This window comes from Silvibacterium bohemicum, from assembly GCF_001006305.1.
Classification (GTDB): Bacteria; Acidobacteriota; Terriglobia; order Terriglobales; family Acidobacteriaceae; genus Silvibacterium; species Silvibacterium bohemicum.
This window is the reverse complement of the sequence record NZ_LBHJ01000003.1, coordinates 183,664-202,093: the sequence shown is the minus strand read 5'-3', so window position 1 is coordinate 202,093 and position 18,430 is coordinate 183,664. Positions and strand designations below refer to the sequence as shown.

Sequence of the window (18,430 nt, the reverse complement as noted above, 5' to 3'; positions counted from 1 at the left end):
CAGGAGAAGGCAAGGAGGGCAAACCTAGACGATGCCGGCATTTGGCAGTTTCGCTCTCCTGCTCGCACTTGCTCTTTGCGCTTATAACCTCTGCGCAGGCGCTGTCGCGCTCCGTCAGCTCTCCACTGAATCTGGAGGGCGCATCTCTCCGGAACGTTTGCTGGAAACGGCAAGACGAGCGGGCATTGCGAGCTTCTTCATCGTGAGCGGAGCGGCCTTCGCCTTGGTCTGGGCGGCGTTCGCCAACGACTTCTCCGTTGCTTACATCCTGCATCACTCGAACCGAGCGTTGCCGGGCGCTTACAAGTTCGCCGCGCTCTGGTCCGGACAGGAAGGCTCTTTGTTGTTGTGGGCGTGGCTGCTGGCAGCCTACGAGTTTGTGCTCAGGGTAAGGCACAAAGTCGATGTGCGATTGACCGCCTATGCTTCGATGATTCTGTCTGGAATCCAAGTCTTCTTTTTACTCCTGCTGAACTTTGCTGCGCCCCCGTTTGCGCTGGTTGCAGGGGCTATTCCGCAGGACGGTTTTGGACTCAATCCCCTGCTCCAATACCCGGAAATGGTCATCCATCCTCCGATGCTCTATCTGGGTTATGTCGGATTCAGCGTGCCCTTCGCGTTCGCACTCGGCGCCTTGATGATGCGCTACCCCGGCGAGAAATGGATCCACATCACCCGCCGCTGGACCATGGTGACCTGGCTCTTCCTTACATGCGGCATCTTTCTCGGCATGCACTGGGCGTATGCCGTGCTCGGCTGGGGCGGCTACTGGGGTTGGGATCCTGTCGAGAATGCTTCCCTGATGCCATGGCTCACCGGCACCGCATTCCTGCATTCGGTCATGATGCAGGAAAAACGGGGCATGATGAAGCACTGGAACATCTGGTTGATCTTTTCAACCTTTATGCTTTCCATTCTCGGCACGCTGCTCACGCGTTCCGGCCTGGTCAGCTCTGTACACGCGTTTGCTCAGTCGTCGATCGGCACTTGGTTCTGGGCCTTCCTCGTCCTCGTGTTCGCGGTCTGTCTCTTCACCTACATCCTGCAACGTGATCACCTTAAAAGCGAACATAAGCTGGAGTCGCTGGTCTCCCGCGAGTCGAGCTTCCTGTTCAATAATCTGGTGCTGCTGACGGCTTGCTTCACAATACTGTGGGGCACGCTCTTTCCCGTGCTTTCGGAATTTGTCCAGGGCAATAAAGTTACCGTAGGCGCCCCCTTCTACAATCGCGTGGCCATACCCATCGGATTGTTCCTGCTCTTCCTCACCGGTATCGGTCCCCTGCTGGCCTGGCGCAGCTCCTCTTTCAGGAGCATCCGTAAAAACTTCATCGTACCAATGGCAGCAGCCGGTCTCACTGCCCTGGTTCTGGTTATTCTCGGGGAGCGTCCATGGCAGGACCAGGGCGCCTTCTACGCGCTCGTTACCTGGGTGCTTGCCGCTTTTGTGGCGACCGCTGTCGGATCGGAATTTTTGCGGGGTGCAGGCGTCATCCGCCGCCACACGGGCCAGAACCTGTTGGCTTCCATGGTGCAGCTCACGCGCCGCAACACGCGCCGCTATGGCGGATACCTGGTCCACTTCGGCGTGGTCGTCATCTTTATCGGCTTTGCCGGCTCCGCCTTCAATCAAAGCAAAGAACAGGAGATGAACTTCCGCCAGAGCATGACGATAGGGCCATACCGGCTGGAGTGCCTCGACTATTCGCAGGACTCAAACCTTAACTACGACAGCGAGTATGCTCTGCTCGACGTTTACCGCGGCAGCAGGAAGGTCATGCAGCTTGCTCCGGAAAAACGTTTCTATGCGGCCAGCCAGCAGACATCGACGATCGTTGCGAACCACTCCACACTAGCGTGGGATCTCTACGTGGTCTATGCCGGCAGGGACCCGGATAGCCAACATCCGATCATCAAAGTGTTCCTGAACCCTCTGGTGGCCTGGATATGGATTGGCGTGGGTATCGTCGCTTTCGGAACCTGCGTTGCGCTCATGCCGAACATGGCCGCCGAATTCGCACTCAATCGCAGCCGCGTTCCTGCCGCCTTGTCTGGGCTGGCCCAGAGCGCAATTTCAAGCCGGGGTGGAGACTGATGCGCCTCTTGCGACTTTCGCAGATGGGCCTTGTCGCCCTGCTGGTCCTCGTCTCGACGGGAGCTTCGGATACCGCTGCTCGCTACAACGCCCTTGGCCATAGCATGATGTGCGTCTGTGGCTGTAACCAGGTCCTGATGGGGTGCAATCACGTAGGCTGTCCGGATTCGCATCAGATGCTGGCCGAACTTCGCGTTGACGTGAGCCGAGGAGATGCCAACACCCCGATCCTCAAAGCGTTTCAGGCGGAATATGGACCGACCGTGCTGGCGGCGCCCATGTTCACGCGTTTCAATGATGCAGCGTGGTTCGCGCCTCCCCTGGTTCTCCTGCTGGGAATTGCCGCGATCGTCATACTAGTCCGCAAGTGGAGACTACACACTGTCGCAACGCCGGCAGAGCCGGGGACTCCCGCTCTCATCCAGATTCGTGACCAGATTCGGAAGGAGACGGAACTATGAGCACGATTGCCAGCGCATTGATGCTGATCGGTGCCTTTGCCTATGTCTTCTATCCCGCCCATCTGGTTGAAACCCAAAAAGTCAAATCGTGGCTGGAATTTCTACGGGAGCGCCGGGAGGTTTTGTACGACAACCTGCGTGATCTCAACTTTGAATACCGCGCCGGAAAGTATCCCGAAGAAGACTACGTGGCGCAGCGGGCGACGCTCGAAAATGAAGCCGCAACCGTCGTTGCGGAAATCCATGATCTGGAAGATGCGAAGAGTCCATGATGCCAGCCGCGAAACATTTCGTTCTCAGCAATCCGCGCCGTCTGTTCGTTTGTGCCGGAGTTCTCCTCGCGTGCCTGCTTGCCGCTCCGTGTTTGTGCTTCGCCGCTACCGTTACGGGAACGGTACGAAACAAGACAACCAACAAGCCGGACGCAGGCGATGATGTCGTCCTGATCGCGTTGACGCAAAGCATGCAGGAGATCGCACGCGCCCGGACGGATGCCGCTGGCCGCTACAGCATCGAGCTACCCGACGCAGGTATGCACCTGATTCGCGTCGACCATCAGAAAGCCGCATACTTCTCGCCGCTCCCTTCCGGAACGACTCACGCAGATGTGGATGTATACGATGTCGCGGCGAAGGTCGAGGGTGTGACGACAGAAGCGGATATGCGGAGGATCGAGACCGACCAGCAAAGCCTGCAGATAGTGGAAACCTATTTCGTCAGCAACGCGTCCAGCCCTCCGCGCACCCAGTTCAGTTCGAAGGCATATGAGATCAATCTTCCGGCAGGCGCGCAGATCGAGGCGGCCGTGGCCATGGGACCCGGAGGAATGCCAGTCGCGGCGCATCCCATACCAGACGGCGATAAGGGACAGTACTCCTTCATCTTCCCGCTGCGTCCTGGCGAGACGCGTTTTCAGGTGAGTTACGACCTTCCCTACAACGGCACCTACACGTTTGAGACGCGCGTATCGTTGCCCACAGCGAACCTGGCCGTCGTGTTACCAAAAAGCATGAGTTTCACGGTCGGAAGCGCGACCCCTTTTCAACCAATGAGCAGCGGCGACCCTAACACCCAGACGTTGCTGGCAAAGAATGTACAGCCCTCACAGTCGCTCGCCTTTACCGTATCGGGCGATGGCGTTCTGCCGAAGGACGCACCACAAGGACAGAATGATGAAGCGCAGGCGACTCCAGCCGCGGCAGGACCTGCGGCTGACACGCGGCCTGGCATTGGATTGGGAGCGCCGATTGACACCCCCGACCCGTTGAACAAATACAAATGGTGGATGTTGAGCGGCCTCGGTCTGCTTTTAGTGATAGCGGCGGCGATTATGCTGCGCACGAAGCCGTCAGACACTCGAACGGCCCGGACTTCTGAGCCATCCTCTCCGCCTCCTGCAGTTACCACGCGAGGGATCTGGCTTGCTGTGCTCAAAGAGGAACTCTTCGCGCTCGAAACCGAGAGATTGGAAGGAAAGCTGACAGAAACAGAGTATCGGGAGCAGAAAGCTGCGTTCGAGACGGTTCTCAAGCGCGCTCTGGTTCGATACTCCTCACCGCCTTCTCAGAACGAACCGACGATCACAGCTGAGGCGCCTCCTGAGGGTGCAGGGCCGCTTGAGGCTTCGACATGAAACCGGTGAGTACCTCTCACAGAGCGAATGAAGGCCGCTTACACACGAGCTTGAGGATGGACCGGCTGCAACAGATGCGCGCTTCCCGCACGCGCAAAGCTGCAATGAGGTTGCCGCAGGACGAACCTCGGCGAATCACAGCCTTGTTATGTCGGATGGTCCACGCTCTTAGCTTTTGGGGAAGGAGAATGATATGAAGAGAAACTCGCAAACTCTGCGGGTTGCAGCCGCGGTAGTCATTATCCTGGGCACCGTTGTTTACCTGGCGGTCTCCGGAGCGAAATCGAATAAGAGCTATTACGTGACTATTGGGGAGATGCGAGCTATGGGCAGCAAGGCATATACGCGTCATCTGCGAGTCGCCGGCAACGTAGCTCCAGGTTCCGTTGAGCGCAGCGGCAGCAAAGTGAACTTCGTACTGGTCGAACAGGGGCATAGGCTCACCGTGAACTATCTCGGCGACGATCCCCCTCCCGACACATTCAAGGACGATGCCCAGGCGCTCGCGATCGGTACTCTCGGCCGGGACGGAGTCTTCCAGGCTACGCAGCTCCAAGCAAAGTGCGCCTCGAAGTACGCGCCGGCCAACAAGCCTGGCGCCAGCACTGCATCCCTGACGCCTCTGGCCGCATCGCAGTAGGAAATTTCTCAGCTTGCACCTTCGCCGACGCTCTCGACGATGCCAGACCCATCGCCGCCCGGCGTCCACGGAAACTGGAGTGGGAAGACCTGCCGCATGACTCCCGAAGCGCGCAGTGGATCGGGATTTAAGCTCGTCGCCCGATTGCGAACGACTACCTGACCAGCTGCGGCTATCGGTGACTGTATCTCTTCGAGCTGTAGTGTGCCGCCGTACCCGTGAAAGCGAAGGGCTTTCATCTCGTTTGTCCTGTTCCTATGCAGTCACTAGCTCGTGGCTTGTTGACACTTCTGACTTCCAAAGCTGGACGGTATCTGCCGCAAACTGCTCATAGCTACGAGGTGCGTGGCCGAGAAGCTTCGTGATCCGCGTGACCTCTGTCTCCGTGGAAGCGAATCCGCGATCAAAGTATCCCTGGAACATCATGCGGAGGTCGAATGCCATCCAGGCTGGCACTTTGCCGCGCATCGTCTGTTCCCACTGGTCGAAGTTATGACCGGTGTATTCGATGTTTTTACCCAGCAGCTTGCCCCATATTTCAGCGTTGCCTGGGCCGTTGATCAACGTGGGTCCGACGAGGTCGTAGGTCTGGCCATCGTGTCCGTCTGTGGTAAGTGAAATCGCACCAGCTTCCGCGATGTCGCGAATATCCACGGCAGCGATACCGGCCGTCCCGATCGGCATTGGATAGATGCCCGGTCCGGTCAGGGCAGCTTTCAGTGTCGCGTCATTTTGAATGTAATAGCCAGGGCGCAGGATGGTGTGAGGCACCCCGAATTCACGCAGCGCATTCTCGACGGCTAGCTTGGACGCAAAGTGAGGCACGTCCCGGAACTGCTCCACCTTGAATACCGAGAGGTACGTCATGTGTTTGAGTTTCAAGCGCCTGGCGAGACCAAAGGTGATCAGCGCCTGCGTCAGTTCATCCGCAGTGACCGCATTCACCAGGAACAGCTTATCCACACCTTGCATTGCCTGCTCTACCGACACGGGATCAAGCAAATCGCCGAGGACAACCTCAACAGTTGCCGGAAACTTCTTGGCTACGTCCGCTTTGCGAGTCAACGCGCGGACCTGTGCACCCTGCTTCAAGAGTTCCGCGACCACCGCAGAACCCACATTTCCCGTCGCTCCGGTTACCAAAACTTTCATCGTCTTTGTCGCTTTCTTCCTGAATGGTTTATCTCAGGATTGTTGCTTCTAGAGATTCCGCGTAAGTCGCTCGCTAGAGATCAGGTGAAAGCATCTCTTCTATAGGAGAGATGCGATACGATGGCATGTGGAACCCTTGATACACGCAAAGCTGCTTTGCACCAGCGCAATGAACGATAATGATCGTGTGGTCTCTCCAATACAGAATCGAAGCGCGCCTCGTTTGTAGACTTCTGAACGGCCGAGACTGTTCACCCAAAGAAACGCTAGTTTTTGGGGGACTAATTTCAACAATCTGCACACGCTATGCCCGATCATGTTGATCTGAATGATGTCCGGACGTTTGTCATCGCCGCGCAGGCAGGAACACTGAGCGCTGCCGCGAAGGCACTGCATCAACCGGCGTCGACAATCAGCAGATCGCTCACTCGTCTCGAAAAACACCTGGGCGTTCTTCTCGCTCGGAGGGGTGCGAAAGGATTGGTTTTGACGGACGCAGGGAGGGAGTATCTCCTCTCCTGCAGACGTGCTTTACGCACGATCCATGATGGAGGGGAGCTGTTGGAGGCTCGCCGCGCTAACCCAAGTGGCATTATCAAGATTGCTTGCCCGTTGACCATGGCTCGCGAGATACTCGCGCCCCTGCTTAAGGACTTCATCGCTCGCTTTCCGTCACTGAGAATGGAAATTGAGCCATACTCTTTCGGCTGGGACCAGGAACCCCGTGAAGACGTGGACGTGTTCTTCAAACTCAAGGCGCCGAAGGACTCCGTACGTCGGGTCCGTTCCTATCCTGGGACGGCCCGAGGGCTGTTCGCGAGCCCGGGATACGTGAACGCGGCCGGCAGCCCGGCCAAACCCGACGAACTCGCCGCCCATCGGTGCGCGGGCTCCGGAGTCTGGAAGCTGTCCCGCGGACGTAAAGAGGTCAGTCCGAACATTGCATTTCACGTCGTAACGAGCGATCCCGGCGTCAATCTGGCGTTTGCCCTGGATGGTCTCGGCATCACCGTTCTGCCGTTGTGGATGGCGAAGCACCCGAATAACAGAAGTGGACTGGTTCCGATTCTTCCCTTGTGGAGGCCGGAGCCGATCACATTGTGTGCGCTCTTCTCCGGTTCCTCTCGACTCACGCCAAAAGTGGAAGGGCTTCTCGACTTTCTTGCTGAATACATTGGAACGGACCGCGACCCACGAGTGAAATATGGTCGCGCAAAGGGATGCTTTACAGACCTGACGCTTTCCCCCACGTCTGGACCTTGAGCAAGCGAGCCAGAGCGTTACTCGCCTGACGGCTCCGCGAGGTCAAGGCAGTAAACGGCTTGAGCGCACTCGCCGTCATGAGCTGCTGCCGAAGGTTGCCATTAAGTGATCAAACCGATACAGTCATCCCTCCTGCGCGGTGCCATGCTGAGGGGATGGCCACCCCAATACGACACGATCTCGATCTTCTCCACACAAGCCTCCTCACTGGAAAACTGCCTCGGAATTTGAGTTGGGCGGACACCGTTGAACTGATCGGGCAAATTGGCGAGGTCCAGCCCCACGGAAGCGATGAATTCGTTTTTGTCGTCGGGACACAGCGAGCATTTTTCAAGCAGCCGCACACCCATGAACTCGACGTTGAGGAAGTCTCTCGACTTCGGAAGTTTCTCAGAGAGGCGGGGCCGACTCGAGTGGCTGGCGAACCTGGCCAACCCTGCCGCATGGTCGTCGTGATTGACCATCACGCGGCACACGTGTATCAGGACTTCAACAGAAAGGTTCCCGTGGCTGAAGACACAGTTCTTCCCTACGATCCCTTCGGCTTTCACCATCACCTGATCCACCGGAAGGAAGCTCACTACAAGGGCGACAGGGTTCCGGAAGAGACATCCTTTTATGAAGAAGTGGCCAAAGACCTTTTGCCAGCAAATGAGATCGTGCTCATCGGGCATGGAACAGGCAAGAGTAGTGCGGTGGATTCCTTAATTGAGTATTTGAAGACACATCACCACAACATCTCCCGGCATGTCATCGCAACAGAAACAGCCGATCTATCCGCCTTGACTGAACCAGAGATTGAAGCCATCGCAAAGCGCCACATGATTGTAGTTGTGTAGTCGAGAGCGATCGGCGCCTTGCCAGGCGAAGCGACGAATCGACCACGTTCGCAAAACCGACACGGAGCAAAATGGAGCAACCATGCCAATCCTCACCGCGGGCACGACAGCGCCAGAGTTCAGCCTTCATGTAACGCCAGACCAAAAGCTCTCGCTGAACGAGCTGCGAGGAAAGCCAGTAGTTCTTGTGTTCTATCCCGCAGATTGGAGTCCGGTCTGTGGGGACGAACTCAGCGTCTTTAACGAGATCCTGCCCGAATTGCTGAAGTACAAGGCGGCACTCGTGGCGATATCTGTGGACGGTGCCTGGTGCCACGATGCCTTTGCCAAGCATAAGCATCTGCACTTTCCCCTACTTTCCGATTTCGAGCCCAAAGGCGTGACGGCCCGCGCTTATGGTGCGTACCGAGAGGCCGACGGCGTTTGCGAACGGGCGCTCTTCGTCATCGACGGAAACGGAGTCATTGCCTGGAGTTATTGCTCCCCAGTTGCAGTGAGCCCCGGAGCGGATGGGATTTTGCAGGCGCTTGAAGCACTACCCAAATAGGAGAACGAAATGAGCAAGCTCGCTATCCCTGTTACAAAGCACGATCATATTCAGGGCGACCTGAGTGTAGCCTGCAATCTGGTGGAGTATGGCGACTACGAGTGCCCATCATGTGGAAGCGTCCAGCCGGTCATCCACCAACTGCAAAAGCGTTTCGGGGATCAACTCTCCTTCGTCTTTCGCAACTTCCCCTTGCGTGAAATTCACCCTTGGGCTGAGGCTGCGGCCGAGCTGGCCGAGTTCGCAGCAACTCAAGGTAAGTTCTGGGAAATGCATGATCTTCTCTTCGCGAATCAGGATAACCTTGGCGAAGCCACTTTCCGTGCCCTGTCCGAAGAGCTGGAATTGAAGGAGTCAGAAGTGCAACACGGGTTGTCGAGCGGCATTTATAAGAAGCGCATCGACGCAGATTTCTCAGGCGGGGTTCGAAGCGGTGTGAACGGAACGCCCACCTTCTTCCTCAACGGAGACCGGTATGACGCTTCCACCGATTTCGAATCCATCGCTGCTGTTATGGAGCAGGTCCTCATCTCGGATGGAGATTAGGGAACAATCCCGATCGACCCACGCTCATCTTCATTTTTTGCAGGCTTGAGAGTTTTGTTCGCGCCCTTTTGTATGGCACCGGCCCCGATGTCCCCATACCAGCTTACTTCGTGATCGACCTTTCCATTCCAGATGCTGCGAGGCTGAGGGAGTAAACGTGTGATCGAGGCATACAAGGCAAGAACTGCCGTCCTCTATCCCAGATAATTGGCACGGTTCGCCCTTGCTCCTATCACTAGATTGCACACGAACTGTTTGGTTTCGTAGAAGTGTGCTTGATTGCACAGAAAAGCATTCGCTAGAAGAACAAGGTAAGAAGAACATGCCTAGGCATGCGTGAGCGGTTGCGGGTGTGCTGTACTCAATTACTCTGGCTCTTCCTTCCAGCTGGAACACAAGCACACGCTGCCAAAGTTATTTGCCGGTATCGGCACAGGAGTCAGGTCGTCATGAAGATTGGTTATCTCGGTAAGCAGAATTCATTTGCGCTGGAGATGTTGAAGCGCCTTAAGTCAGAACACTCGCAAGACGAGTTTTTGACATGGCAGCCGGACGATAAGGCGCCATCGACAGAACTGGAGGTGATCATTGCTTTCGGTAAGGTCGACTCCAAGGAGATAGAGGCTCAGACGAAGCTTGGTCTGCTTCAGATGGCCTCCGCAGGTTACGAAGAAGTTGACGTTGAAGCAGCAACGAAGGCCGGTGTCTGGGTGGGCTCGGCTCCGACGACAAAGACGGGCAACGGTGAGTCAGTGGCGGAAGTTGCTGTGCTCCTGATGCTTGCAGCCTCTCGCCGGCTGAATGAAGAACTAGCCTTGACACACGGCATCGCGCAGAGCCCGTCGGAGAAGCTGGAAGTGAATAGGGCGCTTTCCGGTAAGACCGCTTGCATTGTGGGCTTGGGGGGAATCGGAGATTTGCTCATCGAAAGGCTCCGGGGATTCGGGATGATTTTGACTGGTGTGGATAACCATCCGGAACACGCGCCGAATGGAGTTAGAGGATATGGACACGATGAGTTGAAGGTGGCAGCGGCGCAGGCAGACTACTTGATTCTGGCAATCCCGGGAACGAAGGCAAACGAAAACATGATCGACGGGACGGTGCTGACCGCGATGAAGAAGGATGCGGTGTTGGTCAATGTAGCTCGGGGGACCCTGGTCGATGAACCGGCTCTGCTGGCAGCGGTGAAGAGTGGGCACCTCTTTGGGGCGGGGTTGGATGTGGTGAAAGATGAGCCCGTGAGCAATGGGAACCCGCTGCTGATGGAGCCACGTATCTTTGTTACGCCACATATCGCGGGGTCTACGGACCTGATGCTTGATGGCACTGCGAAGTTCCTGGGTGAGGTCTTGGCCAGGTATCGGAATGGGTTGCAATCAGAGTACATCGTCAATGAACCGAGGAAGCCGAGAGTGCCTTTGCGCAAATCTCCTAGCGGAGAGCATTTCTCGCAACAAATCTCTCGATCGACGGCAGCCTGAGCCGGAAAGCAGTTCCGCGGCGTCGTGTCGATTCGTCTTGAGCACGATGTTTGCCGCCGCCGCCGACTCGGGTGAGAGCGCATCGCTCACATCGACCCACGCGCAGGCCGCTCCGGACTGTGTAATCGAGGCAATGGAAGAAAGCGCAAAAGATGTCTTGCCTGTCGAGGCCGCGCCTGCAACCTCGGTAATGCTTCCGCGTGGAATGCCACCTCCCAGGACGGCATCAGCCTCTTCGATTCCCGTTGAAAAAAGTTCCGGGGCCTGCTTTATCTTCAGGGTGAGGGCGGCAGGCACTCGCTTGGCGAGTGCGGTTTCGACCTGAAGGCGGATTGTGGCGGAGGCAGACATATTGGCGTATTCGCTTTATGTTCGCCTACTCCTGCCGGTCGCTGTCAACTGAGATTTGACTCATTACTTATGCAATCTATGGCTAAGTGATTACAGGCAATAGTCTTTCCTAGCTTATTCTTTTGTCTCTTTGGCATACACTAGGCTCATGTGGGGCCCTACCGCCGCAAATCCAACAAGAAGCGCATTGCCGACGCTTTTGCGGTAACTGCCGGTCTCAATGAACTCGATCTCGGCCCTGACGACGATATTGCGCCTGGTTCCGTGCAGCCTGTCGTCACTATTAATAAGGATGGAGAGCGTCAGATCGAGTCTCATGCGTTGGGGATTCAAACTACCCGACCGCCTACTCTTCGAGGAACAATCGAGAGGTGCTTTATGCAGCGCAGATCATTTCTGAAGGGGGCAGGAGTTGTTACTGTCGTCGTTGTGGGCGGTGGAGTCTGGCGTGCCTACGATGAGGGCGTTTTCAGTGTGGGGCAAGGACCGGCCTACGAACCCTGGAGAGACTGGCGCGAGGGTTCTAACGAAGGAACTCTAGCTCTGGTGCGCGCCGCGATCCTAGCGGCGAGCCCTCACAACACGCAGCCTTGGCTCTTCAAGGTGACGAACTCGTCGATTGAGTTGTATATCGACACCAAGAGGAATGTCGGCGCGCTCGATCCCTATCTGCGGGAAGAGCACATCGGGATGGGCTGCGCTCTTGAGAACCTGATGCTGGCTGCGGCCGCCAATGGCTACCAAGCCACTCTCACGCTGTTTCCAGGAAAGCTTGGGCCGATTCCGGCCGATTCCAAACCGGAACTTCTGGCGCATGTAGATCTTGCTGCGGGCAACCGCGAGGAAAGCGAATTATATGATTCGATCCCACTGCGCCATACGAATCGAAGTGCCTATAGTCCCGAAAAGCCGATCCCGCCCCAATTTGTTGACGCCCTGGGCCGCTTGGCCAGCAACGAACCAAGCGTTGAGATTTTTCTCTTCACGAAAGAGGCGGAGCGAAAAAGGATCGTGGACATCAGCTCCGCGGCGAATGACGAAATCTATTCCGACCCAGAGGTTAAGCGTGGCAGCGAACGATGGATTAGAACTAGCTGGAGTTCGATGCAAACATTTCGCGATGGTCTTACGATTGATGCCTTCGGGCTATCTCCTGTTGCAACTGGAATCGCGAAAATGATGCCTCTGTCGATGCTGCGCTGGGCCGCGTCACGGAGTCCGAAGAATGGGTATTCGAACCTAATGCTGAGTGCGCCCCTGATTGGCATCCTTGCCGTCCCTGACCGTTATGACCGGGAGCACTGTCTGCGCGCGGGGAGGATTTGGCAGCGGGCGCATTTGCTGGCTACTGCCCGCGGCGTGGCCGGACGACCCTGCAACGAGGCAGTGGAAATGATAGACCACGAAAAAGCACGCGAAAAACAGGCAGCGCGAGCCGGCCTGCTTGGCGATGTCATCGGTAGCACTGCATGGCAGCCCACGTTTGTTTTCTATATGGGCTATCCGACTTGGACAGCCCACGCCAGCCCGCGTCGACCAATTGAGAATGTCGTTCTTTGACGCCAGCCCAAGAGGAGTTCTCCGTTTCTATCAGCCAACACGGTCCCGGGTATATCGTCGGCAATCCGGAAGTGAGCTACGGTTCTACAGTCAGTTGTCGCAAAGTCGCAAATACACTCATCGGGCAGTGATCGGTAACGGTAAGTCGGCCACTACTTACGAATTTGGCGCCTCCGAGATTGGCGCACCCTTGCGCTTAGTGGAAAACCAGCGCTGCTTAATGCTAGCGAGATGTCACCCGGCCAAAAGAGTCCATTGATCGCCTAATGAGCAAGCACCTGTGAATCTGCTTTGCGGGGATTATTCTTCCTGAGCAGAAAAGAGAGCACAAACATGGTTCCCGTCGCAACTCCCAGAATCCAGAATGTGTCGATGTACGAGAGTGCCGAGGCCTGACTCTGCATGGCTCCATAGAGCTGACCATAGGCCGCCATCTGGGCCTGGCTGCCTCCGTTTGTGCGGCCCAGATGGGCTGCAAGAGACGCTGTGGAGTTCTGAAAGTTCGGATCGCTGAGGGCTGTATGACTCGCCAACGCCACCTGATGGAACTGGGAGCGCCTGGCCAGTATGGTTGTTACGGCAGAGGTGCCGACGCTGCTGCCCATATTCCGCACAAAGTTGATCAACCCGGCTACGGCATTGCTCTTCTCCTGAGGCAATCCCACATATGCCACCATCGTTGCTGGAATAAAGATGAATCCCATCGGTACGTATTGTGCAATACGCAGCCATGTGGCCGAGGCGAAGCTCATTTCGAGGTCCACCCGGTGCGTGGAATAGAACATGGCAATCGTCAGCGCTCCCCATCCTAAGGCCATCAAGTAACGGGCCTGAATCCTGCCTGCTAATTGCCCGACCAGCGGCAGTTCGATGAGCAGAATCACCGCGGCTGCCGAAAGCACCATCCCGGCGCTTTCGGCCGTGTACCCCATTAGGTTCTGCAGAAACTGGGGCATCAAAACGGTGGTTGAAAACGACGCTGCTCCCACCATGAACATCATCAGGCTCGCAGTCGCAAAGTTGATGTTCTTGAATAGTCGAATATCAAGAATTGGCTCTTTGACGCGCAGTTCCCATATCACCAGGCTGACAAGACAAATGATGGAGATAATCGAGAGCGTGAGGATGAAATGGGAGCCAAACCAATCGTCTTCCTGCCCCTTATCGAGCACGATCTGCAGGAAGGCAATTCCCACGGCAAGAAGCCCAAAGCCAAAGTAGTCGATCTTGCTTTCGTGCAGAGTCGTCCGCTTGAGGAATGGAGGGTCTTCGACAAAGGTAAACACCAGGAATAACGCCAGAATCCCGACCGGCAGGTTCATCAGAAAAATCCATCGCCAGGTGTAGTTGTCCGTAATCCAGCCGCCAAGCGTCGGCCCGATAGCGGGGGCAACTACGGCGGTTACGCCATAGATCGAAAAAGCCAACCCTCTTAATTTAGGAGGAAAGGTGTCAGCAAGAATTGCTTGCGCCATCGGCTGCAGGCCGCCGCCGCCTGCGCCCTGAATGACGCGCGCCAGCAGCAGGAACGGCAGCGTAGGCGCTATGCCGCAGAGAAGAGAACTCACCGTAAATAGGGAGATACAGCCGAGAAAGAACCGCTTTCGCCCCACCAGCGATACGAGCCACCCCGTGATTGGCAGAACGATAGCATTGGATACCAGATAGGAAGTCAGCACCCAGGTGCTTTCGTCGCTGCTCGCCCCCAGATTTCCGGCGATATGCGGAAGCGCAACGTTTGCGATGCTGGTGTCGAGCACTTCCATGAAAGCAGCCAGCGATACTACAAAGGCAATCAGCCAGGGATTTGCCCTGGGAGTCCATGCTGCGGCCGGATTAGGAGAACTGGGCGCTGCGCTCACGGTTTTCCGTTTGCAATTACGAAACGATGATTTTCGTTTCTATTGTACCGGACTGGCAATGGATAATGGATTCGTATACTGACTTGCCCTGTGGGGTTTACGTATGGGAGTGATCCGTTGAAGGCGACGATAGTTCGTGCATCCGGATCGCCAAAACGAGCCGCAGGTCGTCCTCGGAGCGAAAAGACGCGCAGGGCCATCTTGAAAACAGCCTTTCGACTGCTGAAGCAGGATGGATTTGACGGAGTCTCCATGCAGCAGATCGCTGTCGAAGCCGGTGTCAGCACAGCGACCTTATATCGCTGGTGGGACAGCAAACAGGCCATTCTGCTGGATGCGTATCTGGAGACCACTCGTGAACTCTTGCCCTATGGAAAGCGCGGCAGTCCGCTGGCGCGATTGCAGAAATACACCCTGCGAATCGCCGAGTTTTTGAAGAGCGACGATGGCCGCGTATTTATACGTCTCTTAGTGGCGATTCAGGACAACCGTAATCTGGGCAAGGCATTTTATGAGAATGTTTTCCTGCCGCGTCGGGCCGAAGGCTGCGCTGTCGTTCAGGAAGCCGTGGCAGCCGGGGAACTGCCGGACACCGTCGACCCCGATTTCATCATCAATCTTCTGACAGCACCGCAGATCGTGCGCGCCTTGCTTGGGCTTGAGCTAAGCGCAAAATCTGCTCAGACTATTTTCGATTTCGTCGTCAAAGCCTCTTTGCAATGAACTCTACCCGGTTTCTCCCCGGCAAGAACTCCATGCATTAAAGGTCGCAAACAAGCATACGTTCTGGAGTAGCAGTTTCGGCCGGATCGAAGACGAATTACAACTTATACCGGCTCGCATTCTCAGATGAAACAGCCGAAACTGTCTCCGAACCCCTGCTCAACCCGGCCGTCCGGCCAAACGACAATGGGCACCAGCTTGCCATATTGACGCGCTTCATTCAATGTTGCCTGACTGAGCTCCACGCGGCGCTCGTCATAGACAATGCGCTCAGCGTCCCATTTCTTCAGCAACTTGGTGCAAGCATCACAGCCCCGGATGGTATACACGATTGGAATTTTACCTTCCCTCACCATTTCATCCTCAACGGTAGGAAGCATCCGGTAAGTGAAGGGCGGTCGCCAAACGCTGACGAATTTCCCTAACCGCATCTCTTCGCCACTGATCGGCATGCGGCTCGATCCTCGAAATGACTTCCTGAAGGAACAGTTGCCTCTCCGGATCGGGAAGGTTCCCGAAGGATGCTGACGCCGGCAGATTCAGTTTCAATTTCGCCTGTTCGATGGCGAGCGCCAGCCCGGCATGAGCACTCGCGGACCGTTCCGTGAAATGCGTGATGTACCTGGTATCGGCTGTATAGAAAACAAACACGGGAATGGCCCGTGACTTCCCGTTGTTGCTCAGAAATTCGCCCATGATGTCGGGATTTTCGTCACGGAGGAAGATTCGCAGGCCCATCCCAGCCGACTCCGCGATGTGTATGGCGGTGGGCAACTCACGGTAAACATCGCCACACCATGCCTCCGCTATGACAAGCAACTTTCTTGGGCCATTCGGGAGTTCACTGGTTTTCCGGAAGAAGCTCATGTCTTCCCCGGTGAGCACCGAGTTGCTGTAGTTCTGCTCGAACTTGTCACGATTGACGGTAGCGCTGACCAGGAAATCGGCCCAGCTAAGCCCCTGCTCAAATCGAGCTAGCGTAACGACCGTAGTTGCAGTTGTCATGCTGATTGCCCCTCTCAACAGATTCTCGTCCTAGACACAGTCAAATGCCGCCTAATTGATTCTAGGCTCGGGTGCAGCGTGATGGGGGCTTGGAATTTCGCTTCTTTATCGATGGAGAGGGATCGGTGGTCAAATCCTTCGTAAACAGACAAAGTACCTGCACGAAGCGCTTCTACTATCCTGGATCGTCCGCACTGCAAATCGGTATTGGACCCTCTAGCGGCCGACAGATTTGAACGCTAATCTCTACCTGTCAAAATCTGGGCTACCGCTAACTGGTGGATTTACAAGACCGTGGTCGCTCCCAAAAGTCCTGTAAGCGCCCATGGAAACGGGTTATTGTTCCTATATTGTTTCCCCAAATTGGTCATCTGCTCCCACACTCTAGCTCGCGCCTTCAATCTCCTATCGCGAGCGCACATTCAGATGGTCCACCGTGAGTGTGCCAATGGAGAGCTTCTCAATGCGAGCTTCCAGGACTCGCAAACGCCCGATCGCCATTGCACCTACCGCAAATGCCCCAATCGCCGCTGCGCCAAGAGCGAATGCACCGACCAACAGTGCGCGCATCGCGGTGCTGCCCATTCCGATTACGTCTGTGGCACCCTTCGTCTGCGTCATAAGTCCCTTTCTCCTTCGACCTTGTGCGATGCCGTGGTTCTTACTAGCTCAGGATGGGAGCGGCAAGAGCTTCGTTCACTCCATGCGCGGCCCATATCTGTAAGGATGCGGCAACAAGTTGAGAATCCTCGTTTGCATCGATATCGAACACCTTGCCCCAACGCATGCGAATGATGTGAACGCCGTGGTTGTTATAGGGTGAGCCGTCCGGGAGATCCTGTACAGCGGACCATCGCATGATGACGGTCGTATTCCAGGGGCCGCCTTTCACCCATACATCATGAACTGTCAGCAGCAAAGTTGGCGCCAGCCGGCCAAGGCGTTCGAACCATCGTCCCAGCGCTTCACGATCGTGCCGCTCGCCGCCCAGTGCATGATATCCGCCAAACTGATGATGGACATCAGGGGAACAGCCCTTCAGGATCGGAGCATAATCCTTCCGATTCACTCGCAGAAAGTTTTGCAGGGCAATCCGTTTGACGATCGCGTGATACATGCAAACTCCCGTCCGCACTTCGAAAGTGCGCTACTGCTGCCCATTGGATGCGTCGTCGCATGCGAATAGCCACATTGCCCTCAGATATCCGCTCACTCTGAGAGAGTGTGAACTCCGATCCTCGGCCCAGCGTTTGCCAGACCCGTCGGGACGGCATAGCAAGTCTCCCGCACTTCTGCAAGCGCATGGCGCCAGGATGGCGAAAATCATTCAGTCGTGCAGAATCACATTGAGCAACGACTTGTGAACCCGGATGCGACCGTTGTATTCAATGAAGCCGAGCTTGCGAAAGCGGTTCATGAAGAAACTGACTCGGGATCGGGTAGTTCCGATCATTTCTGCCAGAGTTTCCTGCGTGATCTCTGGAATCAATGTTTCGGGTTCTCCCGGCTTGCCAAACTCCGCCATCAATAAAAGAATTCTCGCCAACCGCTTTTCGCTTGAGTTGAAAAGCTGATCGACCAGATCGGCCTGGGTTCTCATGCTGCGTCCCAGCAGAAATCTCAGGAACAGGTCGGAGAAGGCGTGCTCCTCGTGCATCACGCGGACCATCTCCTCCTTCTCTATCTTCAGTGCTGTACAGGCGGTGATGGCAGTCGCAGTCGCCAGACGCAACCCACCCACGGTTGCGAGCGATTCCTCTCCGACGAATTCGCCTTCGGAGAGGAGCGCGATCGTTGCTTCTTTCCCGTTTTTTGAAACGACCGTGAGTTTTGCGCGCCCTTTCTGAAGATAGAAGATGGAGTCAGCTGGACCTCCTTGCGAGAAGAAGGTCCGCTTTGGCTTGAATTGGACGATTCTTCGTCCCAGTCCAGCCTGTTCGAGAAACGCAGCTGCGTCAAATACAGCTTCTGAGGTTTCAACCATCTGAACCATCCCTTCCCGAAGGCGGTCGTGCCAATGGCAATCAAACGAAGGCTCGATCGCTTCCGAGGCGAAGCAAGCAGGAGGGAATGCTGCAAACATTATAGATTCACCGCCGGAGTTCCTCCCTGCGTTTTCAGCTCTTTTCCCTAGCCATGTCAGTTCCGAGAGAATTCGACAAAATCGAGGCTCGCTCTGCTTTTCGCCGACATGCGCCACCATCGCAAAGCGCACCAGCTATCTGTCTCGCAACGGGCTTGGTCTCGAATCGGCAGGAGTGGGAAAATC

Annotated in this window: 21 protein-coding genes and 1 pseudogene; 13 read left to right on the top strand and 9 right to left on the bottom strand. The window is 56.0% G+C overall.

Annotated elements, in window-relative coordinates:
• Positions 1 to 31: 31 nt before the first annotated feature.
• The 5 genes from XX99_RS06470 to XX99_RS06450 all read left to right on the top strand — a co-directional run bounded on the left by XX99_RS06470 (position 32) and on the right by XX99_RS06450 (position 4,829).
• Positions 32 to 2,095, top strand: coding sequence for a heme lyase CcmF/NrfE family subunit (locus XX99_RS06470; RefSeq protein ID WP_050058576.1), 2,064 nt, complete (start codon positions 32 to 34; stop codon positions 2,093 to 2,095).
• On the top strand, positions 2,095 to 2,556 hold the full coding sequence (locus tag XX99_RS06465) for a cytochrome c-type biogenesis protein (protein WP_050058575.1): 462 nt from the start codon (positions 2,095 to 2,097) through the stop codon (positions 2,554 to 2,556). Before XX99_RS06470 ends, XX99_RS06465 begins: the two co-directional genes overlap by 1 nt.
• On the top strand, positions 2,553 to 2,828 hold the full coding sequence (locus XX99_RS06460) for a hypothetical protein (RefSeq protein WP_050058574.1): 276 nt from the start codon (positions 2,553 to 2,555) through the stop codon (positions 2,826 to 2,828). Before XX99_RS06465 ends, XX99_RS06460 begins: the two co-directional genes overlap by 4 nt.
• The gene (locus XX99_RS06455) at positions 2,825 to 4,189 is read left to right on the top strand and encodes a peptidase associated/transthyretin-like domain-containing protein (protein WP_050058573.1); all 1,365 of its coding nucleotides are present in this window, start codon (positions 2,825 to 2,827) and stop codon (positions 4,187 to 4,189) included. Before XX99_RS06460 ends, XX99_RS06455 begins: the two co-directional genes overlap by 4 nt.
• Before the next feature lie 193 nt (positions 4,190 to 4,382).
• The gene (locus tag XX99_RS06450) at positions 4,383 to 4,829 is read left to right on the top strand and encodes a cytochrome c maturation protein CcmE (protein ID WP_050058572.1); all 447 of its coding nucleotides are present in this window, start codon (positions 4,383 to 4,385) and stop codon (positions 4,827 to 4,829) included.
• Positions 4,830 to 4,837: 8 nt separating this feature from the next.
• Here the strand turns inward: XX99_RS06450 and XX99_RS06445 are convergent, their stop codons facing one another.
• Together XX99_RS06445 and XX99_RS06440 are read right to left on the bottom strand one after the other, a co-directional pair.
• Positions 4,838 to 5,068 (bottom strand): alcohol dehydrogenase catalytic domain-containing protein, encoded by a 231-nt coding sequence (locus XX99_RS06445; RefSeq protein WP_050058571.1) that lies wholly within the window; start codon positions 5,066 to 5,068, stop codon positions 4,838 to 4,840.
• A gap of 16 nt (positions 5,069 to 5,084) precedes the next feature.
• Positions 5,085 to 5,981, bottom strand: a complete 897-nt coding sequence (locus tag XX99_RS06440) for an SDR family oxidoreductase (protein WP_050058570.1) — start codon at positions 5,979 to 5,981, stop codon at positions 5,085 to 5,087.
• Positions 5,982 to 6,287: 306 nt separating this feature from the next.
• On the opposite strand from XX99_RS06440, the pseudogene XX99_RS28545 reads away from it, so the two are divergent.
• The 6 genes and pseudogenes from XX99_RS28545 to XX99_RS06410 all read left to right on the top strand — a co-directional run.
• Positions 6,288 to 6,473: pseudogene (locus XX99_RS28545) on the top strand (helix-turn-helix domain-containing protein); the annotation flags it as partial.
• A 69-nt stretch (positions 6,474 to 6,542) separates the two neighbouring features.
• A complete protein-coding gene (locus XX99_RS06435; protein ID WP_231581176.1) occupies positions 6,543 to 7,244 on the top strand; it encodes a substrate binding domain-containing protein in 702 nt (233 codons plus the stop codon).
• Positions 7,245 to 7,399: 155 nt separating this feature from the next.
• On the top strand, positions 7,400 to 8,083 hold the full coding sequence (locus XX99_RS27095; RefSeq protein WP_156185827.1) for a hypothetical protein: 684 nt from the start codon (positions 7,400 to 7,402) through the stop codon (positions 8,081 to 8,083).
• An 82-nt stretch (positions 8,084 to 8,165) separates the two neighbouring features.
• Complete coding sequence (locus XX99_RS06420; RefSeq protein ID WP_050058566.1) at positions 8,166 to 8,630, top strand: redoxin domain-containing protein; 465 nt, start codon at positions 8,166 to 8,168, stop codon at positions 8,628 to 8,630.
• Positions 8,631 to 8,639: 9 nt separating this feature from the next.
• On the top strand, positions 8,640 to 9,176 hold the full coding sequence (locus XX99_RS06415; RefSeq protein ID WP_050058565.1) for a DsbA family protein: 537 nt from the start codon (positions 8,640 to 8,642) through the stop codon (positions 9,174 to 9,176).
• 332 nt (positions 9,177 to 9,508) lie between these two features.
• Entirely contained in the window at positions 9,509 to 10,660 is a 1,152-nt protein-coding gene (locus XX99_RS06410) for an NAD(P)-dependent oxidoreductase (RefSeq protein ID WP_082125308.1), read from the top strand.
• Here XX99_RS06410 and XX99_RS28540 read toward each other — a convergent pair.
• Positions 10,556 to 11,011: an ATPase domain-containing protein gene (locus XX99_RS28540; RefSeq protein ID WP_082125307.1), complete on the bottom strand. Its 456-nt coding sequence runs from the start codon at positions 11,009 to 11,011 to the stop codon at positions 10,556 to 10,558. The two genes, XX99_RS06410 and XX99_RS28540, sit on opposite strands and share 105 nt — an antisense overlap.
• Positions 11,012 to 11,161: 150 nt before the next feature.
• Between XX99_RS28540 and XX99_RS06395 the strand changes: the two genes are divergently transcribed.
• Positions 11,162 to 12,571, top strand: coding sequence for an Acg family FMN-binding oxidoreductase (locus tag XX99_RS06395; protein WP_156185826.1), 1,410 nt, complete (start codon positions 11,162 to 11,164; stop codon positions 12,569 to 12,571).
• Positions 12,572 to 12,834: 263 nt separating this feature from the next.
• Here XX99_RS06395 and XX99_RS06390 read toward each other — a convergent pair whose 3' ends face one another.
• A complete protein-coding gene (locus tag XX99_RS06390; RefSeq protein ID WP_050058560.1) occupies positions 12,835 to 14,433 on the bottom strand; it encodes a DHA2 family efflux MFS transporter permease subunit in 1,599 nt (532 codons plus the stop codon).
• Between the two features lie 90 nt (positions 14,434 to 14,523).
• Here XX99_RS06390 and XX99_RS06385 point away from each other — a divergent pair, with 90 nt between their 5' ends.
• Positions 14,524 to 15,156, top strand: a complete 633-nt coding sequence (locus XX99_RS06385; protein WP_082125306.1) for a TetR/AcrR family transcriptional regulator — start codon at positions 14,524 to 14,526, stop codon at positions 15,154 to 15,156.
• Between the two features lie 122 nt (positions 15,157 to 15,278).
• On the opposite strand, the gene XX99_RS06380 is transcribed toward XX99_RS06385, so the two are convergent.
• The 5 genes from XX99_RS06380 to XX99_RS06360 all read right to left on the bottom strand — a co-directional run bounded on the left by XX99_RS06380 (position 15,279) and on the right by XX99_RS06360 (position 18,145).
• Entirely contained in the window at positions 15,279 to 15,512 is a 234-nt protein-coding gene (locus tag XX99_RS06380) for a hypothetical protein (RefSeq protein WP_050058558.1), read from the bottom strand.
• 7 nt (positions 15,513 to 15,519) lie between these two features.
• On the bottom strand, positions 15,520 to 16,161 hold the full coding sequence (locus XX99_RS06375; protein ID WP_050058557.1) for a thioredoxin family protein: 642 nt from the start codon (positions 16,159 to 16,161) through the stop codon (positions 15,520 to 15,522).
• Positions 16,162 to 16,566: 405 nt separating this feature from the next.
• Positions 16,567 to 16,782, bottom strand: a complete 216-nt coding sequence (locus XX99_RS06370; protein ID WP_050058556.1) for a hypothetical protein — start codon at positions 16,780 to 16,782, stop codon at positions 16,567 to 16,569.
• Between the two features lie 43 nt (positions 16,783 to 16,825).
• Positions 16,826 to 17,278 (bottom strand): nuclear transport factor 2 family protein, encoded by a 453-nt coding sequence (locus tag XX99_RS06365; RefSeq protein ID WP_050058555.1) that lies wholly within the window; start codon positions 17,276 to 17,278, stop codon positions 16,826 to 16,828.
• Positions 17,279 to 17,488: 210 nt separating this feature from the next.
• Entirely contained in the window at positions 17,489 to 18,145 is a 657-nt protein-coding gene (locus tag XX99_RS06360) for a Crp/Fnr family transcriptional regulator (RefSeq protein WP_050059307.1), read from the bottom strand.
• Positions 18,146 to 18,430: the final 285 nt, after the last annotated feature.